Origin of the sequence: Lederbergia panacisoli (genome assembly GCF_024626525.1) — a bacterium.
GTDB classification, from domain to species: Bacteria; Bacillota; Bacilli; order Bacillales; family Bacillaceae_C; genus Lederbergia; species Lederbergia panacisoli.
The window spans coordinates 242,823-267,371 of the sequence record NZ_JANJGU010000001.1 but is presented as its reverse complement, the minus strand read 5'-3'; the positions used below and the strand labels follow the sequence as shown (position 1 = coordinate 267,371).

At 36.0% G+C, this 24,549-nt stretch carries 28 protein-coding genes and 1 riboswitch; of the genes, 24 read left to right on the top strand and 4 right to left on the bottom strand.

Going from position 1 to position 24,549, the window contains the following annotated elements; genetic code table 11:
• Positions 1-79 precede the first annotated feature (79 nt).
• The 5 genes from NQ185_RS01270 (at position 80) to NQ185_RS01250 (ending at position 5,407) form a co-directional block, all read left to right on the top strand.
• Entirely contained in the window at positions 80-796 is a 717-nt protein-coding gene (locus tag NQ185_RS01270) for a response regulator transcription factor (protein WP_257579702.1), read from the top strand.
• Positions 793-2,565: an ATP-binding protein gene (locus NQ185_RS01265; protein ID WP_257579701.1), complete on the top strand. Its 1,773-nt coding sequence runs from the start codon at positions 793-795 to the stop codon at positions 2,563-2,565. Before NQ185_RS01270 ends, NQ185_RS01265 begins: the two co-directional genes overlap by 4 nt.
• Before the next feature lie 204 nt (positions 2,566-2,769).
• The gene (locus tag NQ185_RS01260; protein ID WP_257579700.1) at positions 2,770-3,309 is read left to right on the top strand and encodes an RNA polymerase sigma factor SigX; all 540 of its coding nucleotides are present in this window, start codon (positions 2,770-2,772) and stop codon (positions 3,307-3,309) included.
• The gene (locus NQ185_RS01255) at positions 3,296-4,468 is read left to right on the top strand and encodes a hypothetical protein (RefSeq protein WP_257579699.1); all 1,173 of its coding nucleotides are present in this window, start codon (positions 3,296-3,298) and stop codon (positions 4,466-4,468) included. Before NQ185_RS01260 ends, NQ185_RS01255 begins: the two co-directional genes overlap by 14 nt.
• A 68-nt stretch (positions 4,469-4,536) precedes the next feature.
• Positions 4,537-4,671: riboswitch (FMN riboswitch) on the top strand.
• 154 nt (positions 4,672-4,825) lie between these two features.
• The gene (locus NQ185_RS01250; RefSeq protein WP_257579698.1) at positions 4,826-5,407 is read left to right on the top strand and encodes an ECF transporter S component; all 582 of its coding nucleotides are present in this window, start codon (positions 4,826-4,828) and stop codon (positions 5,405-5,407) included.
• Between the two features lie 35 nt (positions 5,408-5,442).
• On the opposite strand, the gene NQ185_RS01245 is transcribed toward NQ185_RS01250, so the two are convergent.
• A complete protein-coding gene (locus tag NQ185_RS01245) occupies positions 5,443-5,691 on the bottom strand; it encodes a ferredoxin (RefSeq protein ID WP_257579697.1) in 249 nt (82 codons plus the stop codon).
• Between the two features lie 189 nt (positions 5,692-5,880).
• On the opposite strand from NQ185_RS01245, the gene NQ185_RS01240 reads away from it, so the two are divergent.
• The 5 genes from NQ185_RS01240 (at position 5,881) to NQ185_RS01220 (ending at position 10,200) form a co-directional block, all read left to right on the top strand.
• The gene (locus NQ185_RS01240) at positions 5,881-6,936 is read left to right on the top strand and encodes a YpbB family protein (protein ID WP_257579696.1); all 1,056 of its coding nucleotides are present in this window, start codon (positions 5,881-5,883) and stop codon (positions 6,934-6,936) included.
• Positions 6,933-8,387, top strand: a complete 1,455-nt coding sequence (locus NQ185_RS01235; protein ID WP_257579695.1) for a RecQ family ATP-dependent DNA helicase — start codon at positions 6,933-6,935, stop codon at positions 8,385-8,387. The genes NQ185_RS01240 and NQ185_RS01235 overlap by 4 nt, the downstream gene beginning before the upstream one ends.
• Positions 8,384-8,971, top strand: coding sequence for a CPBP family intramembrane glutamic endopeptidase (locus NQ185_RS01230; protein ID WP_257579694.1), 588 nt, complete (start codon positions 8,384-8,386; stop codon positions 8,969-8,971). The genes NQ185_RS01235 and NQ185_RS01230 overlap by 4 nt, the downstream gene beginning before the upstream one ends.
• A gap of 15 nt (positions 8,972-8,986) precedes the next feature.
• Entirely contained in the window at positions 8,987-9,679 is a 693-nt protein-coding gene (locus tag NQ185_RS01225; RefSeq protein ID WP_257579693.1) for a LysM peptidoglycan-binding domain-containing protein, read from the top strand.
• Between the two features lie 62 nt (positions 9,680-9,741).
• Positions 9,742-10,200, top strand: coding sequence for a DUF2663 family protein (locus NQ185_RS01220; protein ID WP_257579692.1), 459 nt, complete (start codon positions 9,742-9,744; stop codon positions 10,198-10,200).
• 174 nt (positions 10,201-10,374) lie between these two features.
• Here the strand turns inward: NQ185_RS01220 and NQ185_RS01215 are convergent, their stop codons facing one another.
• Genes NQ185_RS01215 through NQ185_RS01205 form a run of 3 tightly spaced genes read right to left on the bottom strand, consistent with a single transcriptional unit; the run spans position 10,375 to position 11,482 of the window.
• Complete coding sequence (locus tag NQ185_RS01215; protein ID WP_257580039.1) at positions 10,375-10,944, bottom strand: manganese catalase family protein; 570 nt, start codon at positions 10,942-10,944, stop codon at positions 10,375-10,377.
• A 50-nt stretch (positions 10,945-10,994) separates the two neighbouring features.
• Positions 10,995-11,255 (bottom strand): spore coat protein CotJB, encoded by a 261-nt coding sequence (locus tag NQ185_RS01210; protein WP_257579691.1) that lies wholly within the window; start codon positions 11,253-11,255, stop codon positions 10,995-10,997.
• Positions 11,252-11,482 carry a spore coat associated protein CotJA gene (locus tag NQ185_RS01205; RefSeq protein ID WP_257579690.1) on the bottom strand — a complete coding sequence of 77 codons (231 nt, stop codon included), beginning with the start codon at positions 11,480-11,482 and terminating at the stop codon, positions 11,252-11,254. Before NQ185_RS01205 ends, NQ185_RS01210 begins: the two co-directional genes overlap by 4 nt.
• 141 nt (positions 11,483-11,623) lie before the next feature.
• Here NQ185_RS01205 and NQ185_RS01200 point away from each other — a divergent pair, with 141 nt between their 5' ends.
• The 14 genes from NQ185_RS01200 (at position 11,624) to NQ185_RS01135 (ending at position 24,458) form a co-directional block, all read left to right on the top strand.
• The gene (locus tag NQ185_RS01200) at positions 11,624-12,409 is read left to right on the top strand and encodes a metallophosphoesterase (RefSeq protein ID WP_257579689.1); all 786 of its coding nucleotides are present in this window, start codon (positions 11,624-11,626) and stop codon (positions 12,407-12,409) included.
• Between the two features lie 57 nt (positions 12,410-12,466).
• Positions 12,467-13,039 (top strand): adaptor protein MecA, encoded by a 573-nt coding sequence (locus tag NQ185_RS01195; RefSeq protein ID WP_257579688.1) that lies wholly within the window; start codon positions 12,467-12,469, stop codon positions 13,037-13,039.
• 84 nt (positions 13,040-13,123) lie between these two features.
• Complete coding sequence (locus NQ185_RS01190; protein WP_257579687.1) at positions 13,124-14,083, top strand: YpdA family putative bacillithiol disulfide reductase; 960 nt, start codon at positions 13,124-13,126, stop codon at positions 14,081-14,083.
• A 196-nt stretch (positions 14,084-14,279) separates the two neighbouring features.
• A complete protein-coding gene (prsW, locus tag NQ185_RS01185; RefSeq protein WP_257579686.1) occupies positions 14,280-14,969 on the top strand; it encodes a glutamic-type intramembrane protease PrsW in 690 nt (229 codons plus the stop codon).
• A gap of 163 nt (positions 14,970-15,132) precedes the next feature.
• On the top strand, positions 15,133-15,891 hold the full coding sequence (gene sleB, locus NQ185_RS01180; RefSeq protein ID WP_257580037.1) for a spore cortex-lytic enzyme: 759 nt from the start codon (positions 15,133-15,135) through the stop codon (positions 15,889-15,891).
• Between the two features lie 18 nt (positions 15,892-15,909).
• On the top strand, positions 15,910-17,259 hold the full coding sequence (ypeB, locus tag NQ185_RS01175; protein WP_257579685.1) for a germination protein YpeB: 1,350 nt from the start codon (positions 15,910-15,912) through the stop codon (positions 17,257-17,259).
• Positions 17,260-17,360: 101 nt separating this feature from the next.
• Complete coding sequence (locus tag NQ185_RS01170) at positions 17,361-18,011, top strand: flagellar brake protein (RefSeq protein WP_257579684.1); 651 nt, start codon at positions 17,361-17,363, stop codon at positions 18,009-18,011.
• 73 nt (positions 18,012-18,084) lie between these two features.
• A complete protein-coding gene (locus NQ185_RS01165; RefSeq protein ID WP_257580035.1) occupies positions 18,085-18,255 on the top strand; it encodes a DUF5359 family protein in 171 nt (56 codons plus the stop codon).
• A 72-nt stretch (positions 18,256-18,327) separates the two neighbouring features.
• Complete coding sequence (gene cmk / locus NQ185_RS01160; protein WP_257579683.1) at positions 18,328-19,005, top strand: (d)CMP kinase; 678 nt, start codon at positions 18,328-18,330, stop codon at positions 19,003-19,005.
• Positions 19,002-19,589: a lysophospholipid acyltransferase family protein gene (locus NQ185_RS01155; protein WP_257579682.1), complete on the top strand. Its 588-nt coding sequence runs from the start codon at positions 19,002-19,004 to the stop codon at positions 19,587-19,589. The genes cmk and NQ185_RS01155 overlap by 4 nt, the downstream gene beginning before the upstream one ends.
• Positions 19,590-19,772: 183 nt before the next feature.
• Entirely contained in the window at positions 19,773-20,906 is a 1,134-nt protein-coding gene (gene rpsA / locus NQ185_RS01150) for a 30S ribosomal protein S1 (protein ID WP_257579681.1), read from the top strand.
• A gap of 490 nt (positions 20,907-21,396) precedes the next feature.
• Positions 21,397-21,993 (top strand): YphA family membrane protein, encoded by a 597-nt coding sequence (locus tag NQ185_RS01145; RefSeq protein WP_257579680.1) that lies wholly within the window; start codon positions 21,397-21,399, stop codon positions 21,991-21,993.
• A gap of 83 nt (positions 21,994-22,076) precedes the next feature.
• Positions 22,077-23,387 (top strand): ribosome biogenesis GTPase Der, encoded by a 1,311-nt coding sequence (gene der / locus NQ185_RS01140; RefSeq protein ID WP_257579679.1) that lies wholly within the window; start codon positions 22,077-22,079, stop codon positions 23,385-23,387.
• Positions 23,388-23,402: 15 nt separating this feature from the next.
• The gene (locus NQ185_RS01135; protein ID WP_257579678.1) at positions 23,403-24,458 is read left to right on the top strand and encodes an NAD(P)H-dependent glycerol-3-phosphate dehydrogenase; all 1,056 of its coding nucleotides are present in this window, start codon (positions 23,403-23,405) and stop codon (positions 24,456-24,458) included.
• The last annotated feature ends 91 nt before the right edge of the window (positions 24,459-24,549 follow it).

The window sequence follows — 24,549 nt, the reverse complement described above, 5'->3', positions numbered from 1 at the left end:
TATGGACCCTGCGCTTTATGTGGGGTCCCTTTTATAATATGATATATATAAAATCTATTTTTTTCATAGGGGGATTTAAATGGAACAAAAAGTAAAAGTTCTTGTAGTTGATGATGAAGAACGTATTCGCAGATTACTCCGCATGTATTTAGAACGTGAGAACTATGAAATCGATGAAGCTTCTAATGGTGATGAAGCTTTGGAAATGGCTTTGCAAAATGACTATAGCTGTATTCTTCTTGATCTAATGATGCCCGGAAAAGACGGAATAGAAGTATGTAATGAGTTGCGCGAACAAAAGGCTACACCTGTTATCATGTTGACCGCGAAAGGTGAAGAAACAAATCGGATACAAGGGTTTGAAGCTGGGACGGATGATTATATTGTGAAACCATTTAGTCCGCGGGAAGTTGTGTTAAGAGTGAAGGCCTTACTTAGGAGAACGGCTCAAACGGAATTTTCACAAACAGGGGCTTCGGCGAGAGATATCATTGTATATCCACATTTATCCATTGACCATGATGCCCATCGTGTCATGGCGGATGGAAATGAAGTGAATTTAACTCCAAAAGAATATGAACTACTACATTTTTTAGCTAAATCTCCCGATAAAGTGTTCGATCGTGAGCATTTATTGAAGGAAGTTTGGCAATATGAATTTTTTGGGGATTTAAGAACGGTAGATACACATGTGAAAAGACTGCGTGAAAAGTTAAATAGAGTATCAGAAAAAGCAGCGGGAATGATTGTAACGGTTTGGGGAGTAGGTTATAAATTCGAGGCAGGTAATGAATGAGACTTTGGCGTAGTGTTGTAGGGAAACTATGGATGACGATTCTTCTCCTAGTTTCATTCGTATTAATCATCTTGACAATGCTTCTTCTCGAATTTTTTCAAAAGTATCATGTAAGTCAAATCGAGCAAGGATTATCAGAGCAGGCAACAAAAATATCACGCATTCTTGAAGCACATGCAAATGATGGACTCGGTGAAGAAATTGTATTTGAAATATTGGACGAGCCTTTAGGAGTAGCCATTGCTTATAATAAAGAGGATTTTTTATTTTCACCTTATGGCTCATATAAAGGCATGATTCCCGTCGATACATTTTTAAAGGATAAAGATTTGGTTAAAGTTTTTACGGAACGAAAACAAGTAACGAAAGAAATGGCGCTTTCTGATTTGGATTTGAAAGGAAGCCGGTATGAAAATTTAATCGTTGCAGGTGTACCATTAAGTATTAATGGACAAAAGGGTGCAATTTTTATTTATCAGTCCTTAGCAGTCTTGGAAGAAACAACCCAAAAAACAACGAGGCTTATTCTGCTTGCTGCAGGCATTGCAATAGTACTAACTACATTTTTTGCTTTTTTCTTATCCACAAGAATTACTTCGCCTTTAAGAAAAATGAAAGAAGCTGCTTTTGAAGTGTCAAAAGGAAAATTTGATACGAAGGTTCCTTTTTTAAGCCATGATGAAATTGGAGAACTGGCGATTGCATTTAACCAAATGGGGAAACGACTCAAAATTAACATGAGTGTTTTGAGCCAAGAAAAAGAACAACTTAAAAGTATACTAAGTAGTATGGCTGATGGTGTTATGACATTTAGCCAAGGGGGATCAATTTTAATAACGAACCCTCCGGCAGAACGATTTTTGCAGCAATGGCATTATGAAAATGATGATGAATCTAACTCAGTGCCTCCTGAATTGGCAAATCTACTTTCGCAAGCTATCACGACGGAAACAGAACAAACAGGAGAACTCATTTTACAAGGCCGGAATTATGTTATCATCGTGAGTCCTCTTTATACACAAAATCAGGAAAGTGTCAGAGGAGCAGTTGCGGTTATTCGTGATATGACAGAAGAGAGACGCCTCGATAAACTACGAATTGATTTTGTGGCAAATGTTTCACATGAACTAAGAACCCCAATATCGATGCTTCAAGGTTATAGTGAAGCAATTATAGACGATATGGCTGAAACTGAGGAAGAGAAGAAGGAACTGGCTAAAATTATTTACGATGAATCCTTGCGTATTGGCCGTCTTGTAAATGAACTATTGGATTTGGCAAGGATGGAAGCAGGACATATTGCTTTAAATTATGAAGATGTAGACATAGAGAAATTTATTAATCGCATCATGAATAAGTTTGGTGGAGTAGCAAGGGAACATAAGGTTGATCTTCAAAGAAGGATCGAATCAAATGGCGAGTCATTCCATATGGATTCCGATAGAATTGAACAAGTGTTAACTAATTTAATAGACAACGCGATTCGACATACGCAGGAGCACGGGTCTATTGTAATCACGCAAACGAGGACAGCAAAAGGAATTACCATTTCAGTTCAAGATAATGGATCAGGTATACCAGAGGATGATCTGCCTTTTGTTTTTGAGCGGTTTTACAAGGCAGATAAAGCGCGGACAAGAGGAAGAGCGGGAACTGGCCTTGGACTCGCGATTGCCAAGAATATCATTGATGCACATAATGGGCATATATCCGTTCAAAGTAAATTGGGAAATGGAACGACTTTTTCCTTCTTTATTCCAGAAATTTAGACGAATATGTAGAAAGTTGCTATATAATCTTGTTTCACGAGAAACAAAAAAAGCGGATTGGATAATCTTATCTAGGTTGTCCAATCCGTTTTTATGTGGGAAAATAATAATACTTAATAAACAATTTTAATATATTTGTAATAATCTATATGTAACTTTTTAATCCAAAAAACGACTAATCCATTGACGGGGGAGGAGAAAGATATGAACTCCGTATTTCATGAATTATATACGAAATATCATCAAGACCTTTTTCAATTTCTTTATTATATGGTTAAAAACAGGGTGGAAGCTGAAGATTTAGTACAGGAAGTGTATATCCGTGTTATGAAAGCGTACGATAAATTTGAAGGGAAAAGCTCCGAGAAAACTTGGCTTTTTTCCATTGCCAAAAATGTAGCGATCGATCATTTCCGAAAGCAAAAGGGCTGGAAGGATCGCTTATTTGATAAATTCGATTGGGAGCGCAGGGAGATCAAAGATTCAAAAACGCTTCCAGAAGATGCAGTCATTCAAAATGAAGAAGTTAAAATCTTGAAAGAATGTCTTGATACGTGTGCAACGAATCATCGGATTGTTTTGATTATGCGCTATTTAAATGGTCTTTCCATTGCGGAAACAGCGGAGGCTTTAAATTGGAGTGAAAGTAAAGTAAAGACTACCCAACATAGGGCATTAAAATCAATAAGGGTGAAGATGGAAAGTGAACGTGGAAAGGAGGACGATCATCATGCGTCAATCTGATAGAGAAGATGAAAAAGTGATACAGCTTTTTAAGCAGCTCCCAAAAATCGAGGATAAACGATCAATGGATGAGATTTATCGAAATATAAAGATTGGCATGAATAAAAAACAAAGGAAGCCTATTTTTGTACCTGCCCTAACAAGTATCGCTGGACTTTTATTATTCTTACTTGTCTTTCCTTTTATTTTTCAACAATCACCCGTGGATTACTTTAGTTCAAACTCAAAGGTTAAAGAAAATGCAGATTCGGGAAGTATTATGGAAAGTAATTCGGCGGATATGAAAAAGGATATAAATATGGAAGAAGAAATTACGATGTATAATGAAGAAGCAATTGTTGTTGACTCTGATTTAACATCTGCTGTATATGAAAAGGATACGTTAGGGAATGAAATATATACTTTTGGGGCAGTGACTAAAGATGCTATCATCCCCATTACATTATTAGAAAAAGAAAATCATGAAGAAGATTGGTTAATCCAAAATCGTAAAGAGGCAGAATCATTCAATGCTTCAGAGTATGGTTTCCAAGATTTTGCTCCTTTATTAGATGCGATGGAACTTAATGGAGAACGAAATGAAGCTAGGGTCACGATTAGTTCTGAAAATCGTCCGTTTTTTGAAGCAAATGAATTACAAATCATGACTATGCTTCAATATATATTGCAACCTCATGATATTGGCTTAGTTAAATTTGTGAACGAAAATGGCGATAATGTTGAACTTCCGCACTATGGACCCGTCCCAGATCTACCTATAAAGAAAAATTTGAAACGAGGATATTTTTTATATCCTTTAGCTGAAAACTCAGATTATCTTGTTCCAGCCGATGAAGATTCAAACAGTTTAGCAGAAGCTTTAACATACATGAAAACGAAACCGAACAGCTTTTATCAATCTGTCATACCTGATGTGATTTCCGCTGAAGTAGTAAAAGAAGATCCAACAGGTGTAACGATAAAATTTGATAAGCCTGTTGAATTGGATCAAGGGGACCAGCTTAAAAATATGCAGTTAATTGAAGGCATTTTATTAACCGCAAAAGAATTTGGAAAAACTGAGGTTCAATTTGAAAATATCGAACCATCAAATTGGGAAAGTTTCCAATTTGACCAGCCTGTAAAAGTTCCATTAGCTCCCAATCTAATTCAGCATTAACAAAAGCTTGTACTTATCTTCACATACAATGAAAAATAGTGTATAATAAAAAAGAAAAATAAAATACGATTCATCTTCGGGGCGGGGTGAAATTCCCCACCGGCGGTAAAAGGTGCAAGCCTACAAGCCCGCGAGCCTTTAATGAGGCAGGATTTGGTGAGATTCCAAAGCCGACAGTATAGTCTGGATGGGAGAAGATGAAGGGTGCCTTGTGTTCAAAATTGCAGGTTTTGAACACTTATTAAAGCATGCCTAATCAATCTCCCTCAAAGATATTTCTTTGGGGGTTTTTCATTAGTGTAGACTTTATGGCATACCTTTCTTCAACTAGGGATGAATCTCTAAGGAGAGAGGAACATGAAAAAGTTAAGTGTAAAATCATTTGTAACCATTGGGATGCTCAGCAGCTTGTCATTTATTTTAATGCTGATCAAATTTCCAATACCGCCATTTCCACCTTACTTAACAGTTGACTTTAGCGATATTCCTGCAATCATCGCTGCGTTAATGTTTGGCCCGGTTGCGGCTATACTCGTGGAATTATTCAAAAACATATTAGATTATTTCATCTCCAGCAGTGCGACTGGAATACCAATCGGCCATATCGCCAATTTTCTTGCCGGCATATTGTTCGTTCTGCCTACTTATTATGTTTTTAAAATAGTAAAGGCGAAATGGGGATTACTTGCTTCCCTGATTGTCGGCACAATATTTATGGCTGTTTTCATGAGTATCTTTAACTATTTCGTACTTTTACCTGCTTATATTGGATTACTAGGTTGGGAACCAATGAGCAATGCAGCACTTCGCAAAATGGTTGTAGCATCGATACTTCCTTTTAATGTAGTAAAAGGCATTATTATAACCATTGTATTTCTTTTACTATACAGCCGTTTAGGCAGTAGATTAAATAAACATATGGCAATAAAAAATGTATAAATAAAGAGGAGATGCATAACGCATCTCCTCTTTATTTACTCATATTTTAACGGGTCACCGTCAAAAGGAGCATCGGCTACTTTAATGGAATCAGTTGGACAGCCTTCAAAGGCATCGATTAAATCATCCTCTAATATTTCCGGAACTTCTGCTGTTCCTTGATTGTCATCAAGAACAACATAAGCTAGACCTTCATCATCATAATCATATATATCAGGCGCTGCAGCTCCACACGCTCCACACGCTATGCAAGTATCCTTATCCACAATCGTATACTTAGGCACGATATGACCTCCTAATTCTTTTCACTACATTATTATATTAAGTCTATTGAGAATACTTTTCAACAAATACGACAGAAAAGGTACAGTTTAAACCTCTGTCGAATATCATCAGAAAAATGTAGTCATAGTCGAAAAAAAGAATACATGGTAAAATATAGAGACTAAAGTTCGATAGGAGAAGCACTTATTATGACTTTTTTGCATGCCTTGATATTAAGATGTTTAGACACAATAAATGGTGATCGAACCGTTTATTCAATATATCATTTACTTGCAGGCAAGAAATCATCGCAGACGATACAAGATGCTCATTTATATCGCTTATCCCATTTGTTTAAAACATTACCGGGATTAAAGAGACAGCAATTTGATACTTATATCAAAGAATTGCACAAGAAATCATATATAACCTTTTTAGAGGGTACTTCGAAAAGTATAGTGACAGAAATAGGAAATAAAGCTTATTCCCTTTACCTATATGAGCGAAAAATCTTTGACTATATACATGGATGGAAATTTCAGGATACATCCATTCTATTTTGGAAGAGACTCACATTAGTCGTACAAGCGCTATCTCATATGAATCATTCCGTAAATCGATATTATCCAGTTCAGAGAGATGAAGAAATAATGGCTTGGGTCAGAGGATTTTTTGGGGGTTATCAGGGTGACCGTTCGCAAATTTCCAAAGAATTATATGAAGAATTAAATTTAATCTTTTCAACAGACTTTCCGGAAGATCCATATTTGATTATAGCTAGGTTTAGCGGTTATGAAATGATTGGTTTAACTCAAAAGCAAATTGCCGATTATGCAGGCCAAGAAGAAATAGAGGCATATTTTCGATTTTTAAATGGATTGCATTATTTACTGCATACTGTTATTAAACAAAGGAAGAAATATCCGTTTCTTTATACGTTCACGTCAGATATTTATAAACAGCTACCGCTTACAAATTCTACTGTCCGTACATATACATTACTGCAACAAGATTTTACCATTTCACAAATAGCGGATATGAGAAACATCAAGGTAGGTACAGTGGAAGACCATATCATTGAAATAGCATTATTGGACCCAGAGTTTTCAATCGAGCCATTTGTAAAACGACAGCGGGCTAAGGAGATATTAGAAGTTGCCAAAGTACTTAGTCAAAAAAAGCTGAAACCAATAAAAGAAAAAGTGAAGGATAGTTCTTATTTCCAAATTCGCTTAGTGCTTGCTAAGGCAGGTGAGAAAATGTGAATAAATTTGAGGTATTAAATAATATATTTGGGTTTACATCATTTAAAAATGGGCAGGAAGAGATCATAGATGCTGTATTAGATCAATCAGATGTATTGGCAATGCTTCCGACGGGAACGGGAAAATCTCTTTGCTACCAATTGCCTGGGTATATATTAAAAGGGACGGTTCTAATTGTCTCTCCTTTAATATCATTAATGCAGGATCAAGTCGATCAGCTAAGAATGATTGGAGAAAAGAACGCAGTCGCTTTAAATTCTTTTCTTAATTTTACGGAAAAAAACAGGATCTTACATGATCTTTCCCGTTATAGATTTATTTATATTTCACCTGAAATGCTAAGTTCAGAATACATCATTAAAAAGCTTCAGCAAATTAATATTTCCTTATTCGTAATAGATGAGGCCCATTGTATTTCCCAATGGGGACATGATTTCCGACCAGATTATTTAAACCTCGGAACGGTTAGAGCGAAATTAGGGAATGCTCCTGTTTTAGCATTAACGGCTACTGCAACAAAAGAAGTGCGAGAAGATATTAAACAATATTTACATTTTATAAACTTTAAAGAATATATTTTTTCTGTAGATCGGCCAAATATAAGTTTTGTTGTTGAGAAACTAGCAAATCAATTGGAGAAAAAAGAAAAATTGATTGAATTAATCGCATATTTAAAAAAGCCTGGTGTTGTTTATTTCTCCAGTAAACGTCTTGCCGAAGAAACGGCCGAAACTTTAAGGCAAAATGGATTTCAAGATGCAGCAGTCTATCATGGCGGGATGGATCAAGAACAGCGGATTTTGATACAACAACAATTTCTATACGGACAAATCAATATTATTTGTGCAACGAGTGCATTCGGAATGGGTATTAACAAACATAACATCCGCTTCATTATTCATTACCATGTACCTGGTCAAATAGAATCTTATTTACAGGAAATAGGAAGAGCCGGTAGGGATAACGAACGAAGCATTGCAATCATGTTATATTGCAGGGGGGACGAAGAACTGCAAAAACAACTAATCGAAAATGAACTACCAACAGATTCGCAAATTGAAGCTTTTTTTACTTCAACGAGCGAAAGCAATGAACATTTGATGGAAAACTTGAAGTTAACCGAAACACAATTGCGCTTTTTACAGTATTATCATTCATCTAATTTCGATGCTTCCCGAGTAAAATCCATTAAACAAGATAGATATTCAATAAAATTAAAAAAGCTCCAACAAATGCTTGCGTGGGTACATTCTAGGGGATGCAGACGAAACAACGCTATGCACTATTTCAATGAAAAGCTATTGCAACCTCCAGTGGATTGCTGTGATATATGTAAGATTAATCTTAACGATTTTCAAGAAACGACTAAAATAAATGAAAAAACAACATTACATCCTTCCTGGGAAAACAGGCTGCAACAATTATTGCTATTAGAAAGCGGTTTGCGATGAAAAAAAATAGACAAGCAGAAATCGCAAAAAACTTAACAGGGAAGGAATTAGTTTTTCATTTACTATTAACCCAATTAATTATTATTATTTTGGCCATTGTATTAAGCTGGATACTATTCTCTGATCTAACCGCTTTTTTTAACATATTTAAATGGAACACCATTTGGATTATTGTTGGAGTATTTAGTGGTCTTGCTGTAGTAGCCCTGGATTTATTATTAATGAAAAAAGTGCCTCCCGAATATTATGATGATGGTGGAATAAATGAAAAAATATTTTCCAATATGCCAGTTTGGAAAATCGCTTTACTTTCAATGCTCATTGCCTTTGCAGAAGAACTGCTTTTTCGTGGTGTGATCCACACACATTATGGTTTTTGGGTTGCCAGCATCATTTTTGCCCTTGTGCATATTCGTTATTTAACGAATTGGTACTTACTGCTAAATGTATCCGTATTAAGTATTTGGATCAGCCTTTTATATGAATACTCTGGGCAGCAAATTTTACCTGTCATATTTATGCATTTTACAATTGATTTTTTATTAGGAATAAAAATGAGTCGTAATTCCATCCATAATGATTAAGGAGAAGGGATTAATATGTCAAAAAACCAAAAAGATATAAATCGTGATGTACACGAGATTTCAGAAAAGCTTCCGTCAAGGATGGAAGTACACGGACAGAAAAATCGCAAAAAGAAAAATAAGAGTGACAAGGAAGATAATCAGTCTAAACAAAAGAAAATAAGAATTTCGATACCTCTTATACTGCTTGTAATACTCCTCTTGCTTCCCGGAACTTATGCTATTTATTTATTAAATAAAGAAAAAAATCTTGCATCTAGTTCGGCAAAAGGGGTTGGTGAGGAAATATCGTATGTAGAAGATAATAGTATAGAAACTTCGATTGATAATAAGGAATCCTCAAATACTCCTGACAACGCGACGAATGATGAAAAAATGGAGCAGGAGCATCAAAATGAAGAAGTGGAAAATAAAGGAAAAGAGTCAGAGCAGGAAAATGAAACAATAACGTCTGAAGAAAAAGAGGCAGACCATAAAATCAATACGCCAGAAGAAACAGAAAACGGAACAGAGCAAATAGAAAAAATAGAGGAAAAAGTGGAAGAAGCAAAAATAGTTTACCATACAGTTCAAAAAGGAGAGACCCTCTTTAGAATTTCCATGCAATACTATAAAAGCCAAGATGGAATTGAAAAAATTAAAGAAGCCAATGGGATTGCAGATAACGAAATCATGGTGGGTCAATCGCTAAAAATACCACTTCCATAGGGTCATACTACGATTATCTAGTTCATATTATTTAATATGGACTAGATGTCGGAGGGTGTGAGATGATGGAAGCATTTTTGGTGGATTTAGGTAATCATACAGATCAAACGACGAAACAAATGCTGCAAAACTTAATTAATAAAAGGATTAAATATAATCGATATAAGAATATTCATTTTCTTTTGCTTTCATTTGCATTTTTGTTTGGATTTTTTGTTTTTTCCCTTTTTTATAAGGCAACGATTGAAACGAGTACTAACTCCGTGCTAGATACTTTTTCTATACTTGTTAAAAGAAACCACTTTCTAACACTCTTTTTTATAGCTTTTACATTGTTCGGCTCTGTAAAAGTGATATTTGAAAAAAAAGAGAAATCCGAAAAGGAATACCATGCCTTAAGATGTGAAATTATCGAGAAAAGTAAAGATCTTTGGAAGGGCGATAAATGGAATCAACGTCATCGGGTTTTTGAGCAAATGAAAAAAAAATACGATATTAATTTATATCACCAAAGCAAATGATTCTATGTTTTTATTGTGTAAAAACCACGGATAATATAACAATAAATAAACTGAAACGAAGATGTTGAGAACGTTGACTAAAAAATCGTCACTTCACATGTGTCGATTTTTTAGTCGACGAATCCACATCCTGTGAGCCTGTACGTCAATGAACAGGCGCTTGCACTTTTGAGATTAAAATATCTTTTTACGATCTCTTTCCTCTTTTAAAATCTCCACCGCTTCTCTAAACCTTTGTGAATGGATGATTTCTCTTTCCCTTAAGTAACGCAGGCTGTCATTCAAATCAGGATCATCACTCATGTTAATAATCCATTGATACGTTGCCCTAGCTTTTTCTTCAGCAGCAATATCTTCATATAGATCGGCGATTGGATCTCCTTTAGCCTGAATATAGGTGGCAGTCCAAGGAACACCACCAGCATTTTCATAATAAAGTGCTTTTTCGTGGTTTGCATAATGGGCGCCTAGCCCTGCTTCCTTCATTTGTTCAGGAGTGGCGTCTTTTGTTAGTTTATAAACCATTGTGGCAATCATCTCAAGATGTGCAAATTCTTCTGTTCCAATATCAGTTAACAATCCAATCACTTGATCGGGAATTGTATATCGTTGATTTAAATATCGGAGGGCGGCGGCAAGTTCCCCGTCAGCTCCGCCATATTGTTCGATTAAAAATTTTGCAAGCATCGGGTTACATTGGCTCACTCTAACTGGATACTGCAGTTTCTTTTCATAAACCCACATGTAAACCATTACCTCCTACTGTTCATTTGGATTAGTTTCCACCAATGCAACTATACTTGCCATGGCCACGGGGCCTCTTTCCAATCCCAAGGATATTTTGAATAACTGCCACCAAAGCTTGTTAAAGCCCCAAATTCCTGTTCAAACTGATTTTTCACTGTTTGTCTCATTTGTACATATGCATTATATTGCTGAATTGCCTCGTGATCTTGTGGATGAGTATCTAAATAGAGGGCTAATTCAACAATAACGAAATCTACTGCTTGCAGTTCTTCCATAAGGTCATAGTATTTTTGAGGCATCTGCTTCATGTGTCAGCCTCCTCCCTTGCCCTTTCATAAGGACTATAATAAGGGTCATAAAAAGCTTTCCATAATGTACCTTTCTTTAGTGCTTCTTTTGGTGGAAATTGTGGTAAATTTGGCGGTTGAAATCCCATATATAAATTAGGAGGGGTAGAATAGGTTTTCTCTGTCATTGGAGGGCAAGGGTCAAAGGGACTAATATAGGGCGTATAAGATTTATAGAAGCTTGGCATAAAAATACCTCCCTTAAACTGTTATCATTCCATTGTATGAGGTAGTGCCCGTCTTAATTCTGAAACAAAGGAATAGAATAAGGAATAAAGGATCTTATCCGTGATATAATTTTGGTATTCCAAGGGAAAATAGGTGGTTGGATGGAGTATTTCGCTATCATATTCGTAATGTTAGCGGTATTTCTTGTTTATTACATGTATGTAGAAGCATTTTCTGATGTTGTTAAAAAGGAAATTCTGCAATTTCCAAATTTTCCAATTGAATTTGGAGAATTCCATATATTTTTTATTTCTGATATACATAGACGGACGATTAGCGAAACCATCATAGAACAAATCAAAGGAAGAACTGATATTGTCATTATTGGTGGGGATTTAACTGAGAAAGGTGTTCCACTCACGAGGGTGATCGATAATCTTAAAAAGCTTAACAAAATAGCTCCGGTATTTTTTGTATGGGGCAATAATGATTTTGAACTTGATCAAGATCAACTGATCTATGCATTTAATCAAACGGGTGTAAAGGAATTAAAAAATACTGTTTATTACATTAAACGGAAGGATAAAAAAATAGCACTAATTGGTTTAGATGACTTTTCTCAAGAATTGCCGCCCCTTGACCTTTTTATGGAGCAAGTCGAAGAAGATTCTTTTCAAATATTAATTTGTCATAACCCAGAAACTTTGCATATGGTACCAGATATTCAAAATATTAAACTTGTATTAAGCGGTCATACTCACGGAGGACAAATTCGCATTTTTGGAATCGGTCCCTACAGAAAAGGCGGAATAAGGAAAGTAAGGGAAACAACCCTTCTTAATAGCAATGGCTATGGAACTACCATGCTTCCACTCAGACTAGGAGCTAAAGCTGAAACTCATCTTATTACAATTAAAAGTGATAATAGTGATCATCCATTCTTATGAACCATCCATCCCCTCCTTCATACAATGGGGTAAGAGCAAGATTCAGGGGGCGGTTTCATGAGATTGGAGCGCATATCACCTAATCAAATAAAGTATTCCATAACATTTGAAGAGTTGACGCGCAAAGGTTTTTTGCAAGAGGAAATGGTGAAAGACACTTTCATATGGGATTCATTATTTGACGAGATGCTTGATGAGGCAAGCCGTATGTATGAGCTAGACACATATGGAGCTGTATCAATCGATATATATTCGTTAACATCGAAAGAGTTAGTATTGATTTTAACGTTGGATGAAGATGACATGAAGGAGACGTCAACTGAAAGCAAGAAAAAACATAACTTTATGAATGATAAATTTATTGTTGTTACATTTGATGATATTGAAAATTGTATTTTACTAGCAAAAAGTCTTTCACAACACTATATTGAGACATTGCAAAGTTCTTTATTTTCCCTTAAATCAAATTATTATTTAATAATAACTAAAGAAGGAAACAGACATGACAATCTATATGCCATTTGTGAGGAATATGGGGATCTAGTTCACATGTCGATTGAGTTTTTGGAGGATTATGGAAAGTCTATCATACAAAATAAAGCGATTCAAACGTTGCGGCATTACTTTTGAATCATAATCTTTGCACGATATTTAGAAATCTCCTATCATGATAGATGGGAGATTTTTTACGGAAAAAATAAGGAGAGTCGTCATATGCAACGAGAGGATTGTATTATTGTCGGGGGAGGGCCATGTGGATTGGCCGCGGCCATTGCTTTGAATGATATCGGCATGAACCCTTTAATTATAGAAAAAGGGAATATTGTGAATGCACTATACAATTATCCTACACATCAAACATTTTTTAGTTCAAGTGAAAAGCTGTCTATTGGAGATGTACCTTTTATTACGGTTGAACGGAAGCCTAAAAGAAATCAAGCTCTTACATATTATCGTGAAGTAGCAAAGATTAAGGATCTAAGGATTAATAGGTTCGAAACAGTAGAGAATGTATCTAAGGAAAATGAAGTCTTTAAAATAAAAACGAGTTTACGCAATTATGAAGCGGCTTATGTCATTATTGCAACAGGATATTATGATCATCCTAACTACTTGGGAATACCAGGTGAGGAATTACATAAGGTCCTTCATTATTTTAAAGAAGGTCATCCATATTTTGATACAGAAGTAGTAGTAATCGGAGGGAAAAACTCAGCAGTAGACGCCGCCCTGGAATTACATAAGGCAGGTGCAGCGGTAACCTGTTTATATCGGGGCGATGATTACTCTCCAAGTGTCAAGCCTTGGATTATTCCCGAATTTCAGGCTTTAGTAAAAAGCAATGAAATTAATATGATTTTTAATGCGCATGTATTAGAAATAAAGCCAGACTCCATTGTTTACGAGGTAGATTCAGTAAAACATGAAATGAAAAACGATTTTGTCTTTGCCATGACAGGCTATCATCCTGATCACAATTTTATTAGTAAAATGGGTGTGCAAATTGAACCTGACACAGGGAAACCATTGTTCAATCCAGAGACAATGGAAACAAACATAGAAAACTTATACATTGCTGGCGTAATAGCCGCTGGAAATGATGCAAATGAAATATTTATTGAAAACGGACGCCATCACGGGGGGCTAATAGCAAAATCAATACAAACAAAATAAATTAACCACATCCCGTTATTTAAAGTGTGCTGAAACTATCCATTTAAACTGAATGACTGCACTTTCCACGAGCGGAAGACAAGAGACATAGGCTACGTCCTGTTGCCTAAGTAGACTAACATAAATTTAATAAGCATTTTCTTCTCTTCTTATCCATGTTACCATTAAGGAAAGGATAAGAAGAGAGGATAATATTATGTTAGGCGTGTTATCTGCTGGTATTGCTCCGGGATTAGCACTTATCAGCTATTTTTATTTGCGTGACCAATTTGAGCAAGAACCAGTATTAAGCGTATTTAAAGTTTTTTTATTTGGCGCGCTATTAACCTTTCCAATTATGTTTCTTCAATATGTCCTTGCAAAAGAGGGGGTATTCGGAAACGGATTTTTGCATTCTTTTTTTTCTGCCTCCTTATTGGAAGAGTTTTTCAAATGGTTTATCATTTTATTTGCTGTGTATGAACACGGAGATTTTAATGAACCTTATGATGGAATTGTATATGCGGCCAGTTTGTCTTTAGGCTTTGCCACCGTTGAAAATATTTTGTATTTAATAGCAAACGGGATTGAATTTGCGTTCGGACGCGCCTTGTTCCCAGTGTCAAGTCACGCTTTGTTCGGTGTCTTTATGGGATATTATTTTGGAAAAGCAAAATTTAATATTAATGGAAAAAGTAAACAATGGCTGTTCGCTTCTTTTTTTGTGCCCTTTATTTTACACGGTTTATATGATTATATTCTTATCGCTGGTAAAAGGTGGCTTTATTATATTCTTCCCTTCATGCTAATAATGTGGTTTTTCGGTTTAAGAAAAGTAAAGCATGCCCACTTACTTACAAAAAAATTTCATTATGAAAAAGAGAAAGAGAAAAGCGCTGTAATCTGAAATATGGTTATGGTGTTTTTTTATTGTCATTTATCGTAATGAAACTTGCATAAAAACCTCCTATATTCGGAAACTAAACCTATGAAAATTTAAGTTGGAGGAAATTAAAATGAAATATTACAAAGTGGCAAGACTTATTTTCCTTTTATTCCTGTGTACAATAATGATCTCAACTACAAATGTAAAAGATTCAAACGCTTTTACTAATCAAGTCATTCAACATGGTGCAGTTGGTGAGGATGTCATTGAACTTCAGGCTCGCCTTCAATATATCGGTTTTTATAATGGGAAAATTGATGGAGTCTTTGGATGGGGTACATACTGGGCACTGAGAAATTTCCAATACGAATATGGTATGAAGGTGGATGGTTTAGCGGGGGCGGAAACAAAAGCAAAACTTGTGAAAGCATCCAAATATGATAAACAATTTGTTCAAAATCAAATAAATACTGGTAAAACTTTCACTCATTATGGCGGAACAGATTTATCTAAACAAACAGGACCAAGTAAGAATAATACATCTGCTCAAACTCCGAAGCCAACGGCGGCTAATACTCCTACCGGCTTTTCTCAAAATGATATTAATTTAATGGCCAACGCAGTACACGGAGAAGCAAGAGGAGAACCATATGAAGGACAAGTTGCGGTAGCTGCCGTCATTTTAAATCGTGTAAACAGCGCATCTTTTCCTAATACGGTTGCGGGGGTGATCTTTGAGCCAGGAGCTTTTACAGCGGTGGCAGATGGTCAAATATGGCTAACGCCAAATGAAACGTCGAAACGAGCGGTACTAGATGCTATCAACGGGTGGGATCCTACTAACAGCGCTTTATATTATTTCAATCCTGACACGGCTACTAGTGCTTGGATCTGGACAAGACCGCAAATCAAACGAATCGGACAACATATATTTTGTATGTAGAAAGAGAGGTGGCATTTTATGATTAGAAATATATTAATTGTAGTATTAACGATTGGAATAGCAGGTACTGCCTATTGGGGATATCAAGAACATCAGGAAAAAAACGCAATCTTAATCAATGCCGAAAATAATTATCAAAGAGCCTTCCATGATCTTTCTTATCAGATGGATGTTCTCCATGAAAAAATTGGGACAACGCTCGCCATGAACTCAAAGAAATCCTTATCACCAGCACTTGCTGATGTGTGGCGAATAACATCTGATGCACGTGGGCAAGTTGGCCAACTCCCACTAACACTAATACCTTTTAATAAAACAGAAAGCTTTTTAACGAATATTGGTAATTTTAGTTACAGGACCGCTGTGAGAGACTTGGATAAAGAACCGCTTTCGAAAAATGAATATGCATTATTAAAAAAAATGTACAGTCAAAGTAATGATATTCGCAATGAACTTCGTAAGGTTCAACATCTAGTTTTAAAAAATAATTTGAGATGGATGGACGTTGAGTTAGCGCTTTCATCTGGAAAAGAAAATGCGGATAATACCATTATTGATGGGTTTAAGACAGTGGATAAACGAGCAAAAGGATATGACGAAGAAAACCTGCAAGATCCTACTGTTGTTGCGTTTCAAAAAAAGGATCAAAATTTTGACCACTTAAAAGGAAAGACAATATCTAAAGATGAGGCACTCAATCTTGCCAAAAAATATTCAGGGATTAATTCCGTAAATGAATCCAAGGTTGTTGAAAATGGAAAGGGTGCTGCATACGATTTTTTTAGTGTCAACCTTGATGATGGAAAGGGAGACGGTGCTAGCATAGATATTACAAAGAAGGGTGGGTATCCAATTTGGCTTATTAACCATCGGGGTATCGGTACTCAAAAATTAAGTTTGAATGATGCAATGACGAAAGCAAACGACTTTTTAAAAAATCATGGTTATAAGAAGCTAGAGGCTGCGGAAAGCATGCAATATGATACAATCGGTTTATTTACTTACGTCACAAACGAAAATGGAGTAAGAATCTATCCTGAATCTATTAAAGTAAAGGTTGCACTGGATAACGGGCAAATTATCGGATTTGCTGCCAATGATTATTTAAAGGGGCATAAGGATCGAGATATTTCTAAGCCAAAGTTGAAGCTTGAAGATGCTCGCGGCTATTTAAATACTAACGTGAAAGTAATGGAGGATCGTCTGGCGATTATTACAAATGAACTTGGTGAAGATGTGTTATGTTATGAGTTTATTGGAACAATGGATAATGACACATACCGAATATATATTAATGCCGACAATGGTATTGAAGAAAAAGTAGAAAAACTTAAAAATGCTGAACCCATTTATGAAGAGACGATATAACATTTAATATAGGCGGAATCTCTGCGTACCGCCTATATTTTTTTTCCTTTCCGTGCGATAATGGTATTAATTGCTTATTAATACTACGGGGTGTGGCATTCATGTTAAGAGTTGGAATGGAGCTAATATTGGAAACCGACAATCAGAATGAAGAAAAATATAAAGCTAAAATTGCTGACATTGATGAAAACAAAATATATATTTCTTATCCTCTTGGGGTAACAAGCAATAAGACTGTCTTTTTGCGAAATGACACAAAAATGTATGCTAGCTTTGTTGACGAAGAATCAGGTGCTTTTTTGTTTAAAACAAAAATTATCGGCAGGGTAAAAAATCAAATTCCTTTACTAGTTCTTACCTTTCCTGGTGTTGAAAACTTATTGAAAGTTCAAAGAAGACAATTTGTCAGAATTAATGCCGCGATTGATGTTTCTTTGCAGCTTCTTGAATCAGAAGAGATTTTTCCAACTGTTACCGATGATTTTAGTGCTGGAGGTTGTGCAGTCCTTTTACCGAAAAACGTTATCATCCATAGGGGGGAATTAGGAAGGGTTTGTATAGTTCTGCCAATGCATTCTGGAGAGTACGTATATTTAAATCTAGATTGCAGAATCATTAGGGCATTTGATAAAAATAAGAGCCAGTTAGTATCTATTCAATTTCTTAATGTGAAAAATAAAGAACAACAACAATTAATGCGCTTTTGCTTTGATAAACAACTTGAATATCGAAAAAGAGGAATTACAACCTAAATATCCTATATGTATATAGCGAGTTTTTTTGACCGATGATAAGAAGAAAACGGAGTTGTCACATGTGAATGCAATGGAACGCATTTTACTAAAACTCGTATTGATTCATCTTATCATCTTAATCCTTGTTCAAGGTTTTCATGAAATGGGATTCCTCAAATTCTCTAATAAACTAATTTTATACGAGGGTACAGCAGGCATGGAAGAACAGCCGAAATTAAACGTCTTTAACGTGAAAGAATGAGGACTATGCTTGTCTTCATTTTTTTGTTTTATGGTAATATAGAGTAGGAAAATGACGAAACAGGTGATAACAATGAAGAAAATTAGTATAGCAATTGATGGGCCAGCTGCAGCTGGAAAAAGCACCGTAGCAAAAATGATTGCAGAAAAACTTTCTTATATTTACGTTGATACAGGAGCCATGTATAGGGCGCTGACGTATAAAGCGCTTGTCCAGAATTATGATATTAAAGATGAAACTGAAATTTCCCGTTTGCTATTACATACTAAGATTGAACTAAAGCCATCCGTAAATGGACAACTTATTTATTTGGACGGGCAAGATGTTACAAAACAAGTTCGAAGTGAAGCAGTAACAAATAATGTGTCTACTGTTGCTTCTTATAAAGCCGTACGAGAAGAAATGGTTTTACGTCAGCAGCTGTTTGGTAAAGATGGCGGAGTTGTAATGGATGGAAGGGATATAGGAACAAAGGTTCTTCCGAATGCGGAGTTGAAAATATTTTTACTTGCAAGTGTAGACATTAGGGCAAACCGACGCCATTTGGAAAATATCCAAAAAGGTTTTCAATCTGATTTGGAAAAATTAAAAGAAGAAATTATCCTTCGTGATAAACAAGATTCAGAGAGGGAAATCTCACCTTTAGTAAAGGCGGAAGACGCTTTGGAACTTGATACATCCTCATTATCAATTAAGGAAGTAGCTGATAAAATATTTGCTCTGGCAGAAGAAAGGATTGAAAGACTGTGAATTTTTATACATTTGCAAGAGCAGTTGTCAATTGTGTCCTAAAACCTTTATATAGAATTGAGATAAGTGGCACTGAACATTTCCCTAAAGAAGGCGGTGTTTTATTGTGTGCCAACCATATCGATAACTTGGATCCCCCGGTCGTTGGCATTACAGCTCCAAGACCCATTTATTTTATGGCGAAGGCGGAATTATTTAAACATCCTTTAGGCAAAAAGCTTATGGAAAACATTCAAGCATTCCCAGTAAAAAGAGGACTTAGTGATAGAGAGGCGTTAAGAACAGGCTTAAGATATTTGAAAGAAGATAAAGTTGTGGGACTTTTTCCTGAAGGAACGAGAAATAATACCGGAGAAGTTGGAAAAGGGCTTGCGGGTGCAGGTTTTTTTGCTCTGCGATCAAATGCTCACATTGTCCCTTGTGCAATCATCGGTCCATACAAACCCTTTAAAAAGTTAAAGGTTATTTATGGACGCCCAATTGACTTTACCGCAATGAGGGAAAATAAAGTATCAGCGGAAGAAGCCACAGATGTAATTATGTCAGAGATTAGGAAATTAATAGAGAACGATAGAAAAGCGTAAGAGCCCCCGAAGCTAGGCAATTAAAACTGAATTTTATAAAGATCTATAAACTCTTTCGCTTGACAAAATAAGTCATTTATAAGAAGTTTATTACAAGATGATTTTTTTGAATTATATGAGGATTTTTCTTGGTTGTCATTAGAAAGCCTTATAGTTTTTAAATGCAGGATAGGAGGAGTACATATGACGGAGGATATGAATAATATTGAAGTGAAAAGTTTCTCTGAAGGAGACCGCGTTAAAGGGACGGTAACTAAGATTGAAGAAAAACAGGTCTTAGTCGATCTAGAAGGGAGCAAGCTTGATGGGATTATTCCAATAAGCGAACTTTCAAGCCTTCATGTTGAGAAAGCTTCTGACGTGGTCCACGAAGGTGAAGTATTAGATTTGATAGTAACTAAAGTGGAAGAAGAGCTCCTCGTACTTTCAAAACGTAAAGTGGATGCTGAGAATGCCTGGGAAACTCTTGAACAACGATTCCAAAATAATGAGGTATTCGACGCGGAGGTAAATGAAATCGTAAAAGGTGGTTTAGTAGTTGATTTAGGTGTACGAGGATTCGTCCCTGCATCAATGGTAGAGGACCATTTTGTCGAAGATTTTTCAGATTATCAAGGGAAAACTCTTTCTTTTAAAATTGTTGAGTTAGATAAAGAGAAAAACCGACTAATTCTTTCTCATCGTATCGTAGTGGAAGAAGAAAAAGGGCGCGAGAAACAAGTGGTACTCGAAAAACTAGAAGCTGGCCAAGTGATAGAAGGTACGATTCAAAGGCTCACCGATTTCGGAGCTTTTGTAGACATTGGCGGCGTTGATGGACTTGTACACATTTCTCAACTTTCTCATGAGCATATCGATAAGCCATCAGATGTTGTTAAAGAAGGCGACAAGGTTCAGGTGAAGGTTTTATCGGTTGATCGTGATAACGAAAGAATTTCACTTTCTATTAAAGAAACACTTCCGGGACCTTGGACTAATATTGTTGAAAAAGCACCAAGAGGAACGATATTAGAAGGTACAGTAAAACGTCTTGTTTCCTTTGGAGCATTTGTAGAAGTTTTCCCAGGTGTAGAAGGACTTGTTCATATATCACAAATCTCGCATAAACATATCGGGACTCCTCACGAAGTGCTGCAGGAAGGTCAAACTGTTAAAGTTAAAGTGTTGGACGTAAATGAAAAAGACCAACGACTATCCTTAAGCATGAAGGAACTTGAAGATCAAGATTATCAATCAAAAGACTATGAACTACCTGAAGAATCAAAAGGATTCCAACTAAGTGATATGATTGGTGATAAATTAAAAGGTTTTAAATAAACAAATCGGAAACCTCCCGTATAAAAGAGGGCACTGAAGAAGGGCTTTTAAACAGGTTGTTGATTTTCGCTCCAATCAACGGTGTTAGAAATTAGGAAATGCTTTTCATATGGTCGAAGAAAAAAAGGTATAATACCTCATTTGAGGGAATTATACCTTTTTGCCGTATAATTATAGAAAAGAAAATCTTTTGTAATAAGCTGCTTGTTTCTTTTGTGAAACTTTTTTACAAAGGAAAAACAATTTCAATATGCTGAGCAGTCTGAATACACGTAGACTCCTGCGGGAAGTGTGAGATAGGCAGGACCCCGCAGGGCGAAGCCCAAGGAGGCTTGCCACTCGCCCGCGGAAGGCGAAGTGTATTCGGACTGGGGAAATTCTGATAAAACATTAAAAGAATTTCAGTGCCTTCGTATAAAACTATAGGTTTTTTAAATTATCTGATTAAATTTTCATCACCTTTCCTATACTGATAGCGGAGGTGATGAAAATGCAAGGAATGATATTCTTACTTATTGCATGGGTGATTTGGATTTACGCAACATTTATGATGGATAAAAAATCAACTTATAGATGGCCAATTGCAAGTTGTGCCTTACTCTTAATCATTTTAAAGCCCCTTACCATAAGATTTTATTTCTTGCATATAAGTGGATCGTCGCTTTTGATTTTAATCATCTGTTATTACTTATCATCTAAACTGCCATTTAAAAAGCAACTTCATTTATTATTTTCGGTATTTACTTTAATGGTAGGCTATGCTGGTTTTCTTTTATTTGAAATGTACGACCCTATCTGGATGTTCATGGATAGAGTTGTGCTTACCTCATTTACTTTATTTATTTTTGGATACTTTCTATATTCTTCATCTGTTCTTACTCGAATACTGCTAATATGCCTTGGTACACTTCAAGGAGATATTGTATTTGCTTCATATTTAAGTAAATGGGATATGCCTTATTTAATCGGTTCGATGGAATATTTAGATATTATTTCAATTATTATCATTTCCAATTTATTATTTCACTTTATTTCCAATCTAACCGCTATTACTAGAATAAAGGGAAATAAAAAAATTTCCCAATAAATGATTTTCATTACCTTTTCTATAGATAATATGGTACGATTTCTCAGTAGAACTAAAGATTAACTTTAAAGTGAGTGGATGAAATGTCTAAACCGACTGTGGCGATCGTTGGTCGTCCGAACGTAGGTAAATCAACTATTTTTAATCGAATCGTAGGAGAACGTATATCAATCGTAGAAGATACGCCAGGAGTAACGAGAGACCGAATTTATGGTACAGGTGATTGGCTTTCTCATGAATTTCATATAATCGATACAGGCGGCATTGAAATGGGGGATGCTCCATTTTTGGAAGAAATACGGTTACAAGCAGAGATAGCCATCGCAGAAGCTGATGTTATCATTTTTATCGTCAATAGCAGGGAAGGGGTTACCTCCGCAGATGAGGAAGTGGCTAAAATCCTGTTTCGATCCAAAAAACCAGTCGTTTTGGCCGTGAATAAAGTGGATAATCCAGAAATGCGCGCGGATATTTATGATTTTTATTCGCTCGGCTTCAACGAACCTTTTCCGATTTCGGGATCTCATGGCCTCGGGTTGGGAGATTTACTTGATGAAGTAGTCAAACAATTTCCCGAAAGTATGGATGACAATACAGAAGAGGATACAATCAAATTTAGTTTAATTGGAAGACCGAATGTAGGGAAATCTTCTATCGTAAATGCAATGCTTGGTGAGGAAAGAGTAATTGTTAGTAATATAGCAGGTACAACTAGAGATGCAATAGATTCTTCTTATGAGTTCGAAGGACAAAAGTTTACAATAATTGACACTGCGGGAATGCGTAAAAAAGGAAAAGTATATGAAAACACTGAAAAATATAGTGTATTAAGGGCGTTAAAAGCGATTGATCGGTCTGACGTTGTTCTTGTAGTTCTAAATGGAGAAGAAGGAATTTTAGAGCAGGACAAAAAAATCGCAGGATATGCGCACGAGGCTGGCAGGGCTGTTATCATCGTAGTTAATAAATGGGATGCTGTAGAAAAAGATGAAAAAACAATGAAAGAATTTGAAGAGAAAATAAGAGCCCATTTCTTATTTTTAGATTATGCCCCGATACTATTCGTGTCAGCAATAACGCGAAAACGGTTGACAAACTTATTTCCGGCAATAAAAACGGCTAGTGAAAATCATGCAATGAGAGTGCAGTCAAGCGTTTTGAACGATGTTATTGCCGATGCTATAGCGATGAATCCTACACCTTCAGATAAAGGGCGAAAGTTAAAAATTCTTTATGTGACACAAGTGGGGATCAAACCACCAACTTTTATTGTATTTGTGAATGATCCAGAAATCATGCATTTTTCATATGAAAGATTTTTACAAAACAGAATAAGGGAAGCGTTTGGATTCGAAGGGACGCCTATTAAAATCCTTACAAGACAAAGAACATAAGTGGGTGAACAAATCTTGAGCAATAGAAAAGAAAGAGTTGCTGTTATTGGAGCGGGAAGCTGGGGTACTGCTTTGGCGCTTGTGTTGGCAGATAATGGACATCATATTCAATTATGGACTCGAAATGATCAGCAAAAAGTCGAAATCAATGAAAAACATACAAATCATAAATATTTACCAGAGATTAATCTTCCTGATTTGATTACCGCCCATACATCGCTGGAAGAAGCTTTACATGGAATAGAAACCGTCGTATTAGCTGTTCCTACTAAAGCGATAAGGGAAACATTAAGGGAGATTATAAAGTTTCAAATGCAGCCACTTACTTTCGTGCATGTAAGTAAAGGAATTGAACCTGACAGCTTGTTGCGTATTTCAGAAATGATTGATGAAGAAATACCTAAACGGATTCTTAAAGATATCGTTGTGCTTTCAGGGCCTAGCCATGCAGAAGAAGTAAGCTTGAGACATCCTACAACAGTTGCAGTTTCATCGAAAAATATGGAAGCAGCAGAAAAAATACAAGATTTATTTATGAATCAACATTTTCGCGTCTATACAAATCTCGATTTGATTGGGGTTGAAATAGGCGGAGCTCTTAAAAACATCATTGCATTAGCGGCTGGAATTTCTGATGGCTTAGGATATGGAGATAATGCGAAAGCAGCACTCATAACGAGGGGGCTTGCGGAAATCTCTCGTTTAGGGACAAAAATGGGCGCAAATCCATTAACGTTTTCAGGATTGGCTGGAATAGGCGATTTAATTGTAACATGTACAAGTGTTCATTCCAGGAACTGGAGAGCGGGCAATATGCTTGGCAAAGGGCAAAAGTTAGAGGATGTTTTGAGCAATATGGGGATGGTTGTAGAAGGTGTTAGAACGACAAAAGCCGCTCACCAATTAGCCCGAAAATATAATTGCAGCATGCCGATTACAGAAATTCTTTATCAAATATTATTTAATGATGTAAACGCAAAAGAAGCCGGGGAACAATTAATGGCAAGACTAAAAACAAATGAAATGGAAGATCTTGTCGATATATTAAGTGAGCAAATGGAACAACTATGAGTTGACTAGGCAAAAGAGGATGCTAATCTTTTTTAAGTGCATATAATGCTTTGAAGTAAATTGCTTAAACAGGTGGAATGGGTATTAGTTT